Genomic DNA, 17,282 nt, shown 5'->3' with positions numbered 1-17,282 from the left:
GGAAATAAATCGTACTTTCTATAAAGTACGATTTATTTTGCTAATAATTATACCTCATAAGGGTATATAGAGGTGAGAGACATGAATGAACAAAAAGAGGCCAATCTTCAAATATCAGGAATGACATGTGCCGCATGTGCAAATAGAATTGAAAAAGGCCTAAAAAAAGTAGAAGGTGTTCATGATGCAAATGTAAATTTTGCACTTGAAAAAACAAAAATAATGTATGATCCCCAAAAAACAAATCCGCAACAATTTAAGGAAAAAGTTGAATCGTTAGGATATGGAATTGTAAGTGATAAAGCTGAATTTACTGTTTCAGGAATGACATGCGCAGCATGTGCGAATAGAGTAGAAAAGCGTTTAAATAAGTTAGAAGGCGTGAACGAAGCGACAGTAAATTTCGCTTTGGAATCGGCTACAGTAGATTTTAATCCTGATGAAATTAATGTAAATGAAATGAAGAGTGCAATTACGAAATTAGGATATAAATTGGAATTGAAATCAGATGAGCAAGATGGATCAACTGATCATCGCTTACAAGAAATTGAGCGACAAAAGAAGAAGTTTATCGTTTCGTTTATTTTATCATTCCCGTTACTGTGGGCAATGGTAAGTCACTTCTCATTTACATCGTTTATTTATTTACCTGATATGCTTATGAACCCTTGGGTGCAGATGGCTCTTGCAACGCCAGTTCAATTTATCATTGGTGGACAGTTTTATGTTGGAGCTTATAAAGCGTTACGTAATAAAAGTGCTAACATGGATGTTCTTGTGGCACTTGGAACGTCGGCTGCCTATTTCTATAGTGTATATTTAAGCATTCAATCTATCGGTTCTTCGGAGCATATGACAGATTTATATTTTGAAACGAGCGCGGTACTTATTACACTAATTATTTTAGGTAAATTATTTGAAGCGAAAGCAAAGGGACGTTCATCAGAGGCAATTAAAAAGTTGATGGGTTTACAAGCAAAGACAGCTACAGTTGTGCGAGATGGAACAGAAATGAAAATTTTAATCGAAGAAGTAGTAGCTGGTGATATCGTTTATGTAAAGCCTGGTGAAAAAATTCCAGTAGATGGTGAGATTGTAGAAGGAAAGTCAGCAATAGATGAATCGATGTTAACAGGTGAAAGTATTCCAGTTGATAAAACAATTGGGGATGTAGTAATCGGTTCTACAATGAATAAAAATGGATTTTTAAAAGTGAAAGCAACTAAGGTAGGAAGAGATACTGCATTAGCTCAAATTATTAAAGTAGTAGAAGAGGCACAAGGTTCAAAAGCTCCTATTCAAAGGGTAGCTGATCAAATTTCTGGTATTTTTGTACCAGTTGTAGTTGGAATCGCGATTATTACATTTGCAGTGTGGATGATCTTTGTTACACCAGGTGATTTTGGCGGAGCACTTGAGAAAATGATAGCAGTACTTGTTATCGCTTGTCCATGTGCATTAGGTCTTGCAACGCCTACATCTATTATGGCTGGATCAGGAAGATCAGCTGAGTATGGTATTTTATTTAAGGGCGGAGAGCATTTAGAAGCAACGCATCGATTAGATACAGTTATTCTAGATAAAACAGGTACTGTGACAAACGGGAAGCCTGTGTTAACAGATGTAATTGTAGCAGATGGATTCCATGAAGAAGAAATACTACGTTTAGTAGGTGCGGCAGAAAAGAATTCTGAACACCCACTTGCAGAAGCGATTGTAGATGGAATTAAAGAAAAGAAAATTGATATTCCAAGTTCAGAAACATTTGAAGCGATTCCTGGATTTGGTATTGAATCAGTTGTAGAAGGGGAACAATTATTAATTGGTACACGCCGATTAATGAAGAAATTCAATATTGATATTGAAGAAGTTTCTAAATCAATGGAAGAGTTAGAACGAGAAGGAAAAACAGCAATGCTTATTGCGATCAATAAAGAATATGCTGGTATAGTTGCCGTTGCGGATACTGTAAAAGATACTTCAAAAGCAGCTATCGCAAGACTTAAGAAAATGGGTCTAGACGTTGTTATGATTACAGGAGATAATACACAAACTGCTCAGGCAATCGCTAAGCAAGTAGGTATTGATCACGTAATCGCAGAAGTATTACCAGAAGGAAAAGCAGAAGAAGTGAAACAACTGCAAGGGCAAGGGCAAGGTAAAAAAGTAGCAATGGTTGGAGATGGAATAAATGATGCTCCAGCACTTGCAACGGCGGATATCGGTATGGCGATTGGAACAGGAACGGATGTAGCGATGGAAGCGGCAGATATTACGTTAATCCGTGGTGATTTAAATAGTATTGCCGATGCAATCTTTATGAGTAAGATGACGATAAGAAATATTAAGCAAAACTTATTCTGGGCACTAGCTTATAATGGCTTAGGAATCCCGATTGCAGCGCTTGGTTTCTTAGCGCCTTGGGTTGCAGGAGCAGCGATGGCATTTAGTTCTGTATCGGTCGTATTAAATGCATTACGATTGCAAAGAGTGAAGTTAAAATAAAGGCTTTATGTGCATAAAGGAACAAAAGAAACAGCATAATGGTCAGATTTTTATTAATTATGTAATGAAAAAAATAGCCCTCTCGTAAACGAGAAGGCTATTTTTCATTATTTTACAGCTTCTTTTAGTTCTTTACCAGCTTTGAAAGCAGGTACTTTAGAAGCTGCGATTTGCATTTCTTCACCAGTTTGTGGGTTACGGCCTGTACGAGCAGCTCTTTCGCGAACTTCGAATGTACCGAATCCGATAAGTTGTACTTTTTCACCAGCAGCTAGAGTGTTAGTGATTGATTCTACTACAGTTTGTACAACTACAGTAGCTTCTTTTTGAGAAATCTCAGCATTTTGTGCTACGTTTTTAATTAATTCTGTTTTGTTCATGTTTTTCACCTCATATGTAAATAATGCTATTTAAGTTGTTATTATAACGTATAAAACATTCGAGAACAAGTGTACGCACATATATTCGTAAAAAAAATGGAATTTGTAATATTTTTTAGATACGTCTATATAGACGGTTCATTTAAGCGGATACAGATTTTTTCTTTAATTCGGTTTGCTCTTTATTGGAAGGTAGTTTCTTATTATAAGATATGAAATAAGGTAATGCCACAAATAACATACCTCCCACTAAGTTTCCGAAGAAAACAAAAATGAAGTTTGGAAAATATTCAATCCATGTTAAATGACCAGCAAAAATTGCAGCTGGGATGACAAACATATTGGCTACAACGTGTTGAAATCCAATTGCAACAAAAGTCATAACTGGGAACCAAATGCCGATAATCTTTCCGATAAATTCTTTACTTCCCATACTAAGCCAAACAGCTAAACAAACGAGCCAATTACATCCGATGGCAGAAATGAAGGCTTGTAGTGGTGTATCTTGTAGTTTAGCTTGCGCAATAGAAACTGTTTTTGCTAAAAAAGCTCCCTCTGTTAATCCGACGACATGACCGAAAAAATAAGCAACGAATACAGCACCTATGAAGTTGCTAAACGTAACAATAACTAAATTTCGAATGAAGTGAAATAAGTCGATTTTTTTATGAAGCCACGCCATTGAAACGGTCATCATATTGCCAGTTACTAACTCACCGCCTGCAAGAATAACGAGTATAAGACCGATAGGGAATACAGCGGCACCTAGAAAACTAGTAAATGATCCCCAAGCTTTTGGCATTGTTCCAATAACATGAATATCGAGTAAATACCCTAATGCTATGAAAGCACCGCCAAAAAAACCGAGAATTAGCATAGGGAGTAATGATAAATGAGCTTTTTTTCTTCCGGAATTAGCAGCAAGTTCCGTGATTTCTTCTGGTGTAAATACAGACATGAATAATCTCTCCTTAATAAAATGATAAAAGAATAAATGGAACATTTTTAAGAATCTATGTATTATAAAAACATGTTATGACTTCTGTATAAATTTGTCAAAGTGAGCAGGGCTGGAATTGAATATAACTAACATTGTTCGTGTTGTCACATGAATGTAACAATAAGGTTTTAAAGTACTTCTAGAGGTGAGAACATGAATACGTATCACGTAAAAGAAGAACAAAAAAAATCAATCGTCAAGATATCTATAATCAGTTTCGTAAGTGTAGTAATGATTTCTATAAGTTTGTATTTCTATGCGACAGAAATAGAACGAAAACTAGTAACAGTTACGTGGAATGAAATAGAAGCTTCTACAATTCCTAAAGAGTTTCATAATAAAAAAATATTACAGTTCTCAGATGTACATTTAGGACCAGAATTCACACTGAAACAATTAGAAAATTTGGTGGAGAAGATGAATGCATTAAGTCCAGATGTAGTAGTTTTCACAGGGGATTTAATAGATAAGTTTGGATCGTACAAAGCCGAAAGAGAAGAAGCGAAAGGGATTTTACAAAAAATACATGCGCCCTTAGGGAAATATGCAGTGTTTGGGAATCATGATAGGGGCGGCGGAGGTAGTTTATTTTATAAAAAATATATGGAGGAAGCTGGTTTCGCTGTGTTAGTCAATGAAGTGCAGAAAATTAAAGCGGAAAACGGCAAATATATTACAATATCAGGTTTGGATGATTTTTTATTAGGTAAGCCGCAAATAGACTCGACTTTAAAACATGTAAGGCAACAAGATTTCAATATGTTATTAGTACATGAGCCGGATGTTGTAGACAAAATAGTACGTTACCCAGTTGATTTTCAAATGTCAGGCCATAGTCACGGAGGACAAGTTCAAATCCCTTTTATCGGTCCATTCATTACGACAAAACTAGCTGAGAGTCATGTTGAAGGTATGTATGAATTAGAAGGAAAGAATAAGCCATTACATTTATACGTAAATCGTGGGATTGGGACAACTCGAATGCCTGTTAGATTTTTGAGTGTACCTGAACTTTCAGTATTTGTATTGAAGCAAAATAGTAACTAATGTATTCAATTCCACATCATCATTCTTAATTTGATTTTGATGAACGAGCGATGTTAATTGATGGTAAATAAAAAACAACAATAGGTCATATAAAACCTATTGTTGTTTTTTATTATTTTTGCAAGGAAATCGCATCAAAATATGTTCTATAGTTATTAGAGAATTCAAAGTTGTTTTTTGCATCCCAATTAATAGACCAAGACATTAGGCCGCGGAATGCAGGATAGCCACTCTCATTTGAAAGTTTATACTTTCCTCCGAAAGGAATTCCCTTAATGATATAATCTAAAGCTTTTTTCATTTCAGTTGGAGAAATATACCCACCACTTGGAGCGGCCGCTGGTGCTGCAGGAAGTCCAATCATGACTTGATCCGAACGAAGAGCTGGGAACATGTTATTTGCATTACCACCTACAGGAAAACCATGTAAGAGCATATCTGCCATAGCGACCTCGTAGTCTGCAGTACCTTGATTGTAGTTATTACCGTCCATTCCAATGCCACTGCCAGCGTTGTAGTGTTGAACGTGAATGTATGTTAGTTTATCTTCCACTCCGTAAATAATCGGTAAATATGCGCCCCAGATGGTTCCGTATGCGCTATAACCGCCTTGAACATAAGCTGTTTCAGGAGCCATGCTTAATAGAAAGTCGGGACCGTAATGATCTGAGATTGTTCGAATAGCCGAAATAAGATTTACGATTTGAGGAGTAGTTGGGTTTTTGAAATTAGTGTCATTACCGTTTAAGTAAATACCTGATTCAAGGTCAATATCTATTCCATTAAAACCGTATTTATCGATTAGAGATTGTATGGAATTAATGAAACGTTGCTTAGCAGCATTGTCAGGAAGTAAAACGACCCCATTTTGTCCACCTATTGAAAGAACTACTTTCTTTCCTTTACTTTTTAAATAAGAAATATCTGATTTGAATTCTGCATCTGTACCATACACAGGAGAAAATTCAACAGTAGAACGATCACCACCAGTTTCCCCAAAAGATACATTGATTACATCCCATTTTGGTGAAACGTCTCTTAATTTAATAATGCCAGTACCGTTATCAAAGTTATGCCAGTATCCAACGAGTAGTTTTGATCCTAAATTGTTTGCTGCTTGTGCTTGAAAGGGGGATAGTGGTAACAGTAAAAAAATTACTAACGTACAACAAATGAATTTGAACTTGTTTAACATATCAACACTCCTATACAAAAAGTTGTCTAGATGTATAATCTTGTTTATTTAATAATATCTGAAAATTCATTCTTTTGTAAGGTAACTATAATTTTCTCAACAATTGTATATGGGAAATTGTTAAACTTAATGAAATAATTTTTATAGGAGCTTGCATTACAATTGTTAAATTCAGAATATTTTGATATATTTTAAAGTGTAGGCCAAGGTTTTTCACATAATACTCTTACATAAAGTTGAACCAATCGGGCATTTACGGGGAGTAGATTCCCACCTAACTTCTTTGCTTCCCCTGAATTTTGAGGTGGGGGTCTTACTGCCCGTTAATGCGGGGCAAATTTCAAAATTACGTTTGAAAGGGGATGTACAAGAGTTGGAAAAAAATCTTAAGAAAGACCTCAAAATACGCCATATTACAATGATTTCAATTGGTGGCGTAATAGGAGCTGGTTTGTTTGTTGGAAGTGGGGCGGTTGTACATTCAGCCGGACCAGGTTCTATCATTTCATATGCATTAGCAGGACTTCTAGTTATTTTCGTTATGAGAATGCTTGGAGAAATGGCAGCTATTAACCCGACAAGTGGGTCATTTGCAACATATGCAAGAGAAGCAATTGGTCCATGGGCCGGTTATACAATTGGGTGGCTATATTGGTTTTTCTGGGTAATTGTTATTGCAATAGAAGCCACAGCAGGTGCTGGTATTATTCAATACTGGATTCCAGAAATTCCACTTTGGTTATTAAGCCTAATATTAACGATTTTATTAACATTGACGAATGTTTTTTCGGTGAAATCATTTGGAGAGTTTGAATATTGGTTTTCTTTTATTAAAGTAATAAGTATCGTTTTGTTCCTTTGTCTTGGACTAGCTGTTATTTTAGGATTTGTACCAGGAACGGAAGCACCTGGCACTTCGAATTTAGTAGGACAAGGAGGATTTATGCCAAACGGTATAAGTTCGGTGCTACTTGGAATTACTGTCGTTATATTTTCATTTATGGGATCTGAGATTGTTGCAGTAGCTGCTGGAGAATCTGCTGAACCTGTAAAAGCAGTAAAAACAGCAACAAATAGTGTAATTTGGCGTATTCTCGTATTTTTCATTGGATCGATTGCTGTAGTTGTTACACTTCTTCCATGGAATTCAGCGAACATACTAAAAAGTCCGTTTGTAGCGGTACTGGAACATATAGGGATACCAGCGGCAGCACAAATTATGAATTTTATCGTTTTAACAGCTGTACTTTCTTGTTTAAATTCTGGTTTATATACGAACTCAAGAATGCTTTTTTCGATGGCAGAAAGAGGAGATGCTCCAAAGGCGTTTTTGAAATTGAACAATAGTGGTGTTCCAGTTCGGGCAGTTTTATTCGGAACGTTCTTCGCTTATATTGGAGTTGTTTTTAGTTATATATCTCCAGATAAAGTCTTTTTATTTTTAGTGAATGCATCTGGCGGGATTGCGTTGCTCGTTTATCTCGTTATAGCTGTTTCGCATTTAAAGATCCGTAAAAAAATGGGGAAAGTAGAACAACAAAATTTGAAAGTGAAAATGTGGTTTTTCCCGTATGTAACGTATGTTACAATTGCCGCTATTATAGCAGTTTTAGTTGCGATGCTTGCAATTGAATCTTTACGTTCACAAGCACTTTTGACGATGCTTGTTACTGTTCTTATAATACTTTCTTATTTTATTTTTAATAGAAATAAAAATAGTACAGTATCGAATACTACAAGTAAGAATGAGGAATCTGTTCGATTCTAATTTCTTGTTTTCGAAGAGATTTACACCCAATCATTGCTATAAAAGAATCATATATAATCATAGAAATGAGTAATTACTATTGTCATAGTGAATATAAACTTTTTTCTTGACTTTTTATACGAAGGCGAGCAGAATGGTAAAAAAGGAAGGGGGGATGACGATGGAAGATTACGTATTAGAGCTGTATAACCTGCTATATACGACAGAATGGCAAGATATTGTTTCGTTTCTAGGAATCGTATTTTGTATGAAAATAGTAATTGTATATATGGAAGAGCAAGGTATGTTCTATTCCTTCTCATCCCCGTTCGATATGCAACGCGAGCCGTTGCTAAACTATGCCAATGTGAATTACGAACAATTTCCTTTTGTTATTTTCTTTATGATTCGATTTATTACAGCAATTGTAAAGAAAAAGGAAAGTGACGATGAAGAGTGCCACTCAACTTGTAATATAGCGAATGTTTTTTAAGCTAAATACAAGGAGGAGATTTATATGTGGTTTCGATTTCTTATGATTGGTTTCTTTTCATTAACAGCAATTTCTTTAATGGGATACCAAGTGTCTGAAATTTTTCAAGCATATAGCGATACATTTTTTAACAAAAACTAATCGCATTGCTATTTGAATAATAAAGCGATAAAATCCTTCTTAAGAAGTTTTATTAAGAAGGGTTTTTTTCTTTGTTTTGTCTTGCTGTGTCAAACTATTGTCACATTTACACTGTGAATAGTATGTTAAAATAGTGAGGTTACGTATACATATTTGAAGGAAGAGGGAGTGACCATTTTGGTGGATCAATCAACAAATCAGAAAAGCTATGCTCCTATTGTGATAACGCTTTCTGTAATTGTAAATGCGATTATTTTATTTTTGTTCTTTGGACCTGTTGGCTATGAAGGAGAAGTACATTTTGATGTAACGATTTTACCAATGTTAAACGCAATTTTTAATAGCTTTACGTTCGTATTCTTATTAGCAGCGCTATACTCTATTATTAAGAAGAATGTGAAAATGCACCGTGGTTTCATCCTGGCAGCATTTACGACGACGTTGCTATTTTGTGTTTCTTATTTATCGTATCATTACTTAGCGCCGGCAACACATTTTGGCGGAGAAGGGTTTATTAAATATGTGTATTTCATCATTTTAATTACACATATTATCCTGGCAGCAATTATTGTACCACTTGCATTGTTTGCACTTGTATTTGGTTTTACAAATCAATTAACACGTCATCGTAAAATTGTACGTTGGACGATGCCGATTTGGTTATATGTAAGTTTATCTGGTGTTATTGTTTACTTAATGATCTCACCTTATTATCAATAAAAAATCTCAGCCTATAGGCTGGGATTTTTTTGTTAGGCAAATATTTTTGTGAAATGAAAAAAATATGGTATACAAAAGTATAGTTACTTTTCATATAGAAGGGATGGTAAAGGGATATGCAAAATTTTGTATTTCGTAATCCAACGAAACTTATTTTCGGTAAAGGGCAATTAGAACAGTTGAAAACTGAAATTCCACAGTTTGGTAAAAAAGTTCTTCTCGTATACGGGGGAGGTAGTATTAAAAGAAACGGTATTTATGATAATGTAATTTCTATTTTAAAAGATATAAATGCAGAAGTGTTTGAATTGACAGGCGTTGAACCGAATCCACGTGTATCAACTGTAAAGAAAGGAATTCAAATTTGTAAAGATAACGGTGTTGAATTTATTTTAGCAGTTGGTGGAGGAAGTGTAATTGACTGTACGAAGGCAATTGCTGCTGGTAGTAAGTACGATGGAGATGTGTGGGATATTGTAACGAAAAAAGCTTTTGCTAGTGAGGCATTACCATTTGGTACTGTACTTACGCTTGCAGCAACAGGATCTGAAATGAATGCTGGTTCTGTCATTACAAACTGGGAAACGAATGAAAAATATGGCTGGGGTAGTCCAGTTACTTTCCCGCAATTTTCAATTTTAGATCCCGTTCATACTGCGTCTGTACCGAGGGATCAAACAATTTACGGTATGGTAGATATTATGTCGCACGTATTAGAGCAATATTTCCACCACGGAACAAATACAGAATTACAAGATCGTTATTGTGAGTCTATTTTAAAAACAGTAATTGAAACTGCCCCTAAGCTTTTAAGTGATTTAGAAAGTTATGAGCATAGAGAAACTATTTTATACTGCGGTACTATGGCGCTAAACGGTATTTTAGCGATGGGAGTAAAAGGAGACTGGGCAACACACAATATTGAGCACGCAGTTTCTGCGGTTCATGATATACCACACGGAGGTGGCCTTGCGATTTTATTCCCGAACTGGATGAAGCATGTTGTAGATGAAAATGTAAGTCGTTTTAAACAATTCGCTATTCGTGTATTCGATGTAGAAACAGATGGAAAGACTGATCGAGAAATTGCGTTAGAAGGAATTGAGGCGTTACGTCAATTTTGGACTTCAATTGAGGCACCAGTAACGTTATCTGATTATGCTATTGGAGAAAATGAAATTGATGTAATGGCGGATAAAGCGATGGCTTATGGCGAATTTGGTAACTTTAAAAAATTAAATAAAGACGATGTTTTAAGCATATATAAAGCTTCCCTATAAGTGAAGCGAGTAAAGGAACCCATTTGATATAACAATCCAATGGGTTTCTTTTTTGTTGTTTATAACTGTTTGTGACTGATTTTGATTATTTGTGAATGTTTGTGGTTGATTTTTGTGATCGTTTTCATTATACTGTAATCAAAGAAGAGGTGAATGAAATGTTAACTCCTGAACGTCATCAAATGATATTGCAACTTGTAAAAGAGCAGAAGGTTGTTAAATTACAACAATTAGTGGAAAGAACAGAAAGCTCTGAATCAACAATTCGTCGTGACTTAGCACAATTGGAAAAGCAAAGGTTATTAAAAAGAGTTCATGGTGGTGCGGCTGTTTTAACGGGAAAAGGACAGGAGCCAACGATGGTTGAAAAATCATCCAAAAACATTCAAATAAAACAACAAATTGCGAAGTATGCGGCTAACGTTGTGGAACAAGGTGATTGTATTTATTTAGATGCAGGAAGTACAACATTTGAAATGATTCCATTTTTAATAAATAAAGATGTTACCGTTGTTACGAATGGACTTATGCATATTGAAGCTTTAGTTGAAAATAATATTCGTGCATATTTACTAGGCGGAATGATGAAGAGTAGGACGAAAGCTTTAATCGGTGCAATGGCGCAGGAAAGTATGCAGAAGTATCGTTTTGATAAATGTTTTTTAGGAGCGAATGGTGTACATGAACAGCTTGGTTTTACAACACCAGATCCAGAAGAGGCACTTTTAAAGCAAATGGCATTAACATTAGCAAATGAAGGATATTTCTTAATAGATGAAAGTAAGTTTTCGGAAGTTGCGTTTGCGAAAATTGCCAATGTGGAAGAGGCAAATATTATTACAAACCATTTAGAAATTGATTTAGAAAAATATAAAAGACAAACCAATGTAATTGAGGCTGATAAACAATGATCTATACAGTAACTTTAAATCCATCTATTGATTATGTAGTACAAGTTAATTCCTTAGATTTAGGCGCAGTAAATCGAGCGGAGAAAGATATGAAGTTTCCTGGAGGAAAAGGAATTAATGTTTCTCGCGTTCTTCATCGTTTAGGTGTTGAAAATGTAGCGCTTGGATTTACTGGTGGATTTACCGGTCGATTTATTAAAGATGTATTACAGACAGAAGGTGTAATAACACACTTCATCCAAGTAAGTGAAGATACTCGAATTAACGTGAAAATAAAAGGACGAGAAGAGACAGAATTAAATGGACAAGGTCCTAGTGTGACTAAGGAACAATTTGAACAATTAATGAAACAAATTGAAAGTATGGAGCAGGGAGATTGTGTTGTACTAGCTGGAAGTGTACCAGCGTCTATCCCAACTACTTTTTATGCATCAATCGCAGCGTTCGGAGCTGAAAAAGGCATTCGTGTAGTAGTAGATGCAAGTGGTAGTGCCTTGCAGCATGTAGTTAAAAATAAACCATTTTTAATAAAGCCTAATCATCATGAACTTGGTGAGTTATTCGGAGTAGAGATTTCCACAGTAGAAGATGTTTTACCATATGGAAGAAAATTAGTTGAACAAGGTGTAGAGCACGTTATCGTATCAATGGCTGGAGATGGGGCTTTATTATTTACGGCAGAAGGTATATATGAAGCAACTATTCCAAAAGGTGTTGTAATTAATTCGGTTGGGGCTGGAGATTCTCTCGTTGCGGGATTTGTAGGAAGATATGAACAGACAAAAGATATTGAAAAGGCATTTCAATATGGCGTTGCAACAGGGAGTGCAACAGCATTTTCAGCCGATTTATGTGAAAAGAAAAAAGTAGAAGAATTATTGTCGCAAGTAATTGTAACTAAGCGATAGGGGGAAGCAACATATGAAAATTACAGAACTATTAAAAAGGGATGCAGTTATTATGAATTTGACAGCTTCAAATAAAGAAGCTGTCATAGATGAGTTAGTTGAGAAATTAAACGGGGCAAATCGTTTAAATAGCAAAGCTGAATTTAAAGAAGCTATTTTAAAGCGGGAGTCACAAAGTACAACCGGCATTGGCGAAGGGATTGCTATACCTCATGCGAAAACAAAAGCTGTTAAGCAACCAGCGATTTGTTTTGGTAGAAGTGTAAGCGGTATCAACTATGAATCGCTTGACGGACAACCTGCGCATTTATTCTTTATGATTGCTGCGAGTGAAGGGGCGAATAATACGCATTTAGAAACGTTATCACGCCTATCTACACTATTAATGGATGAAGGGTTTCGTAAGCAATTGTTAGAAGCGAAGGATGAAGAAGAACTTCTTCGTTTATTTGATGAAAAAGAAAATGAAAAAGAAGAAGAGGTTGAAGTTGCAAAACCAGAAGGGAATGAACCGTACGTATTAGCTGTTACAGCTTGCCCGACTGGAATCGCTCACACATATATGGCTGCAGATAGCTTGAAAGCAAAAGCAGAAGAGCTAGGAATTGCAATTAAAGTTGAAACGAACGGATCAACAGGTATAAAAAACGGTTTAACGAAAGAGGATATTGAACGCGCAACGGCTATAATTGTTGCGGCAGATAAACAAGTAGAAATGAACCGTTTTGCTGGGAAACATGTTATTCAAGTGCCAGTCGCTGATGGGATTAGAAAAACGGAGACGCTTCTTAATCGGGCTGTAAAACAAGATGCACCAATCTTTAAAGGTGTAAAAGAGGATGGAAAGGTAGAAAATACGGAGAAAGAAAAAGGATTAGGAATTTATAAGCATTTAATGAACGGCGTAAGTAATATGCTTCCATTCGTTGTTGGTGGCGGGATTTTAATTGCGCTAGCGTTTTCGTTTGGTGGTATAAAAGCAGAAGGTCCTTTAGCTGAATTGTTCATGTCTATTGGAGGAGGGGGAACAGGGGCATTTCTATTCCTTGTACCAATTTTAGCAGGATTTATTGCTAGTTCTATTGCTGATCGTCCTGGTTTTATGCCTGGTGTTGTCGGAGGATTTTTAGCGGCACATGCGAATGCTGGATTTTTAGGTGGATTAATTGCTGGTTTCTTAGCCGGATATGTTGTTTTAGGATTGAAAAAATTATTTTCAGGGTTACCAGTACAGTTAGAAGGAATTAAGCCTGTTTTGTTATATCCAGTCTTTGGATTATTGATTACAGGAGTTGTTATGCAAAAAGTAGTAATTCCGCCTGTAGTAGCATTGAATGAAATGTTAACAGGATGGTTAAATGGTTTGAACGGTACAAATGCTATATTACTAGGTCTTATTTTAGGTGCGATGATGGCAATTGATATGGGTGGTCCAATTAATAAAGCAGCATTTACGTTTGGTATTGCTGCGATAGAAGCGAAGAACTTTGGGGTGCATTCAGCGGTTATGGCCGGTGGTATGGTGCCACCGCTTGCAATTGCGTTAGCAACTACCTTCTTTAAATCGAAGTTTACAGAAGCGGAACGTAAGTCTGGTTTAACAAATTATATTATGGGGGCATCGTTTATTACAGAAGGTGCGATTCCATTTGCAGCAGCAGATCCGGTTCGGGTAATTGTCAGTTGTGTTGTCGGTTCAAGTATTGCAGGTGCATTATCAATGTTATTCCAAATTACATTACCAGCACCGCATGGTGGATTGTTTGTTATCGCTTTAGTCAATAAACCAGTGTTATATATTTTCTCGATATTGATAGGGGCAGTTGTTTCTGCTCTTATGATAGGAATTTGGAAAAAGAAAGTTAAATAATACGTGTAAAGGGAGTAGCTTTTATTAGCTGCTCCTTTTTATTACAAAAAAGGAGGTTAATAATTGGAGAATGATGAATTTTGGTAAAAGATGTAATGAAATATGATTTTTTTGTAACAAAAAAGTAATACTGTAATTTTTTCTGGAAAAAAATTCTGGTGCTTGTATGTGGAAAATATATGAAAACTATTGAAGATTCTATTAGAAATGGGGTTCATTAATATGGAAATTTATGTTACAACTCATTAATCGCATATTACGAATGGTTTGTAATTGTGTGATTTCGAAAAATACTAAAAATCTGTTGCTATAATAAAAATACGAAAACAAAGCAAATGGAGGCTATTCATGAAAAAATTATTAGGTATAGCAACGGCGGCAGTTTTTGGTCTTGGGATTTTTGCAGGTTCTGCGAAAGCAGAAACGATTGTAACAACAGACGTATTAAATGTTAGAGAAAACCCAACTGTAGAGTCTAAGCTTGTAGGTAAAATGTTAAGTGGAAATAAATTAGATGTTGTAAATACAGAAAACGGATGGACAAAAATTAAATTAAATGGTCAAGAAGCGTTTGTAAGTGCTGAATTTACAAAAAGTACATATTATGTGACGGCGGGTGTGTTAAATGTTCGCGCTGGAGCGAATACTGACTCAGAAATTCTTGGTAAACTGAATAAAAATGATGTAATTGAAACGACAAATCAAGTTCAAAATGAATGGTTGCAATTTGACTATAATGGAAAAACAGGATATGTTCATGTGCCATTTTTAACAGGAACAGCACCAGTGATTGAAAAGAAAGAAGTTGCAACGAAAGAAGAAGCGCCGGAAAGAGTAAATACGCCGGTTAAAAGTAATAAAGTAGTTAAGGGTAAAGAATCTGTTAAGAATGTAGAATCAAGTAAACCTGTGGCAAAACAGCAGTCAACTACGAAACAAGTTGCGAAATCTAATGAAACAAGTGCACCGGCTGGTGGACGTGAAATAACGGTAGAAGCGACAGCATATACAGCAGATCCGAGTGAGAATGGTTCGTATGGTGGTCGTGTATTAACTGCAATGGGGCATGATTTAACAGCGAATCCAAATATGAAAGTAATTGCTGTTGATCCTAAAGTAATTCCACTTGGATCAAAAGTATGGGTAGAAGGATATGGAGAAGCGATTGCTGGAGATACTGGTGGGGCGATTAAAGGAAATCGTATTGATGTTTTAGTTGGCTCAGATGGTAGTGCGAATAGCTGGGGGCGCAAATCTGTAAAAGTGAAAGTGATAGAGTAGTGTATATGTATTAATATAAAAGGCGGTTGCTTGAAAGTATGTAAGCAACCGCCTTTTATGGATTATTGAAAAGGGTAAATAGTTTTACCTGTAATAATTTTATATGCACTGCAAAATTGGTTTTGTATATACTCTGTATCTTTATTTTCTAGATGTAATGTTGTTTCTTGGAGAGCAGAATGAAAAGAACGTAGTAAACAATTTAAGGCAAAGTATAATTCTTCTTGTGAACAATTGTGTTCTTTTGTAGCAGTAGCTAAAATGAGGTCTTTTGTCAAAGATGAAAAATTGATAGTGGATTGTTTCATAGTTAACTCATCCTCTCGAAGGTATTTTTAATCATGTATATGCGGAATTGGACAAACTATGTTCTTTTTTATTTATAATTTCATGTACCGTAATGAAAGAACTTGCAATCATGCCGTTAAAATTGGTAAGATTGGATATAATCAATAGATGGAGTACATTACATAAAGAGAGTTGAATGATATGGGAGAAGTGCAACGTGAAAAAGTTGCTGTCATCATTGGACCAACTGCTGTTGGGAAGACGAAGTTAAGTATTGATCTTGCCAAAGCGTTAAATGGTGAAATTATAAGTGGAGATTCCATGCAGATTTATCGTACGATGGATATTGGAACCGCAAAGGTGACGAAAGAAAAGATGGACGGAATTCCACATTATATGGTTGATATAAAAAATCCGGAAGAATCATTTTCGGTTGCCGAATTTCAAGAACGTGTTCGTAAGCATATTCGCGAGATTACAGAGCGTGGTAAATTGCCGATTATCGTTGGTGGAACTGGTCTGTATATACAATCTGTTTTATTCGATTATCAGTTTACGGATGATGCTGGTGATGTTATATACCGAGAACAAATGGAAAAGTTAGCATTAGAACGTGGTGTGGAATATGTACATAAGAAATTACAGGAAGTAGACCCAGAAAGCGCTGAGCGTATTCATGCAAATAATGTACGCCGTGTCATTAGGGCGTTAGAAATTTTCCACACGACGGGTGAAAAAATGAGTGATCAACTTGAAAAACAAGAAAACGAGTTATTATACGATGTTTCCTTAATTGGCTTGACAATGGATCGTGAAATGCTATACGATCGCATTAACTTACGAGTTGATATAATGATGGACCAAGGTTTATTAGAAGAAGTAGAAGGGTTGTATAATCGAGGGATACGAGATTGTCAATCTATTCAAGCGATTGGGTATAAAGAGATATATGATTATTTTGAGGATCGTGTCTCTTTAGAAGAAGCGGTATCACAATTAAAGACGAATTCACGTCGTTATGCAAAACGTCAATTAACGTGGTTCCGTAATAAGATGGATGTCACATGGTTTGATGTTACAGACGGTGAAAAAACGTCAGAAATTTTACGATACATAGAAGGAAAGCTACAACTAAAGTCGAATAATAGTAAGTAGAGAAAAAGAGGAGGATTCGACATGAAGCAATCAATCAATATTCAAGATCAGTTTTTAAATCAACTCCGTAAAGAGAATACGTTTGTTACGCTGTACTTATTAAATGGTTTCCAGCTTCGTGGGTTAATTAAAGGATTTGATAATTTTACAGTCCTACTGGAAACAGAAGGTAAGCAACAGCTTATTTATAAACATGCAATTTCTACATTCGTACCACAAAAAAATGTTTCAATTGAATTAGAGTAGTAATAAATTATTGTACATAACAAAAAAAGAGCGAGTTTCTGGTCATCTCCCTGTCAAGTAGACAGTCATAAAAAGAGTATTATGCCACGGCCTTTTCCCGATATTCTATCGGGGA

The 17,282-nt window shown here is 35.7% G+C and carries 16 protein-coding genes and 1 pseudogene; 13 read left to right on the top strand and 4 right to left on the bottom strand.

The genetic code is table 11. The annotated features are described in order from the left end of the window. The first annotated feature begins 81 nt into the window (after positions 1-81). Positions 82-2,505 (top strand): heavy metal translocating P-type ATPase, encoded by a 2,424-nt coding sequence (locus PDQ68_RS05515; protein WP_270786609.1) that lies wholly within the window; start codon positions 82-84, stop codon positions 2,503-2,505. Next, positions 2,501-2,593, top strand: a pseudogene (locus tag PDQ68_RS05510) (GNAT family N-acetyltransferase); the annotation flags it as partial. The gene PDQ68_RS05515 and the pseudogene PDQ68_RS05510, both read left to right, overlap by 5 nt. Before the next feature lie 19 nt (positions 2,594-2,612). On the opposite strand, the gene PDQ68_RS05505 reads toward PDQ68_RS05510, so the two are convergent. Both PDQ68_RS05505 and PDQ68_RS05500 read right to left on the bottom strand, forming a co-directional pair. Beyond that, positions 2,613-2,885 carry an HU family DNA-binding protein gene (locus PDQ68_RS05505; RefSeq protein WP_001043904.1) on the bottom strand — a complete coding sequence of 91 codons (273 nt, stop codon included), beginning with the start codon at positions 2,883-2,885 and terminating at the stop codon, positions 2,613-2,615. A 142-nt stretch (positions 2,886-3,027) separates the two neighbouring features. Beyond that, positions 3,028-3,843 (bottom strand): formate/nitrite transporter family protein, encoded by an 816-nt coding sequence (locus tag PDQ68_RS05500; protein WP_000110523.1) that lies wholly within the window; start codon positions 3,841-3,843, stop codon positions 3,028-3,030. A 195-nt stretch (positions 3,844-4,038) separates the two neighbouring features. Here PDQ68_RS05500 and PDQ68_RS05495 point away from each other — a divergent pair, with 195 nt between their 5' ends. After that, on the top strand, positions 4,039-4,932 hold the full coding sequence (locus tag PDQ68_RS05495) for a metallophosphoesterase (RefSeq protein ID WP_061183104.1): 894 nt from the start codon (positions 4,039-4,041) through the stop codon (positions 4,930-4,932). A 112-nt stretch (positions 4,933-5,044) separates the two neighbouring features. On the opposite strand, the gene PDQ68_RS05490 is transcribed toward PDQ68_RS05495, so the two are convergent. Then, complete coding sequence (locus PDQ68_RS05490; protein WP_061183103.1) at positions 5,045-6,127, bottom strand: chitinase; 1,083 nt, start codon at positions 6,125-6,127, stop codon at positions 5,045-5,047. Positions 6,128-6,500: 373 nt separating this feature from the next. On the opposite strand from PDQ68_RS05490, the gene gabP reads away from it, so the two are divergent. From gabP to entD, 8 genes are all read left to right on the top strand, one after another. Next, the gene (gabP, locus tag PDQ68_RS05485; RefSeq protein WP_016718271.1) at positions 6,501-7,895 is read left to right on the top strand and encodes a GABA permease; all 1,395 of its coding nucleotides are present in this window, start codon (positions 6,501-6,503) and stop codon (positions 7,893-7,895) included. A 133-nt stretch (positions 7,896-8,028) separates the two neighbouring features. Continuing rightward, positions 8,029-8,367 carry a hypothetical protein gene (locus PDQ68_RS05480; protein ID WP_116733334.1) on the top strand — a complete coding sequence of 113 codons (339 nt, stop codon included), beginning with the start codon at positions 8,029-8,031 and terminating at the stop codon, positions 8,365-8,367. Between the two features lie 318 nt (positions 8,368-8,685). Further along, positions 8,686-9,228, top strand: coding sequence for a DUF420 domain-containing protein (locus tag PDQ68_RS05475; protein ID WP_000228316.1), 543 nt, complete (start codon positions 8,686-8,688; stop codon positions 9,226-9,228). 116 nt (positions 9,229-9,344) lie between these two features. Further along, positions 9,345-10,508 (top strand): iron-containing alcohol dehydrogenase, encoded by a 1,164-nt coding sequence (locus PDQ68_RS05470; RefSeq protein WP_061183102.1) that lies wholly within the window; start codon positions 9,345-9,347, stop codon positions 10,506-10,508. Positions 10,509-10,666: 158 nt separating this feature from the next. Continuing rightward, a complete protein-coding gene (locus PDQ68_RS05465) occupies positions 10,667-11,419 on the top strand; it encodes a DeoR/GlpR family DNA-binding transcription regulator (protein ID WP_000957276.1) in 753 nt (250 codons plus the stop codon). Beyond that, positions 11,416-12,327 (top strand): 1-phosphofructokinase, encoded by a 912-nt coding sequence (pfkB, locus tag PDQ68_RS05460; RefSeq protein ID WP_061183101.1) that lies wholly within the window; start codon positions 11,416-11,418, stop codon positions 12,325-12,327. The genes PDQ68_RS05465 and pfkB overlap by 4 nt, the downstream gene beginning before the upstream one ends. 13 nt (positions 12,328-12,340) lie before the next feature. Further along, positions 12,341-14,197 carry a PTS fructose transporter subunit IIABC gene (locus PDQ68_RS05455; RefSeq protein ID WP_061183100.1) on the top strand — a complete coding sequence of 619 codons (1,857 nt, stop codon included), beginning with the start codon at positions 12,341-12,343 and terminating at the stop codon, positions 14,195-14,197. Between the two features lie 348 nt (positions 14,198-14,545). Next, a complete protein-coding gene (entD, locus tag PDQ68_RS05450; RefSeq protein ID WP_000734632.1) occupies positions 14,546-15,478 on the top strand; it encodes a cell wall-binding protein EntD in 933 nt (310 codons plus the stop codon). 62 nt (positions 15,479-15,540) lie between these two features. Here entD and PDQ68_RS05445 read toward each other — a convergent pair whose 3' ends face one another. Then, positions 15,541-15,786, bottom strand: coding sequence for a hypothetical protein (locus tag PDQ68_RS05445; protein WP_000814415.1), 246 nt, complete (start codon positions 15,784-15,786; stop codon positions 15,541-15,543). Positions 15,787-15,967: 181 nt separating this feature from the next. Between PDQ68_RS05445 and miaA the strand changes: the two genes are divergently transcribed. Beyond that, entirely contained in the window at positions 15,968-16,921 is a 954-nt protein-coding gene (gene miaA / locus PDQ68_RS05440) for a tRNA (adenosine(37)-N6)-dimethylallyltransferase MiaA (RefSeq protein ID WP_061183099.1), read from the top strand. 21 nt (positions 16,922-16,942) lie between these two features. Next, positions 16,943-17,167, top strand: a complete 225-nt coding sequence (gene hfq / locus PDQ68_RS05435; RefSeq protein ID WP_000813896.1) for an RNA chaperone Hfq — start codon at positions 16,943-16,945, stop codon at positions 17,165-17,167. Positions 17,168-17,282 lie beyond the last annotated feature (115 nt).

This window comes from Bacillus cereus group sp. Bc010 (assembly GCF_027716745.1).
In the GTDB taxonomy this organism is placed as follows: domain Bacteria; phylum Bacillota; class Bacilli; order Bacillales; family Bacillaceae_G; genus Bacillus_A; species Bacillus_A pacificus.
Note: the sequence above shows the minus strand (reverse complement) of the source record. Positions and strands in the feature narration are given on the sequence as shown.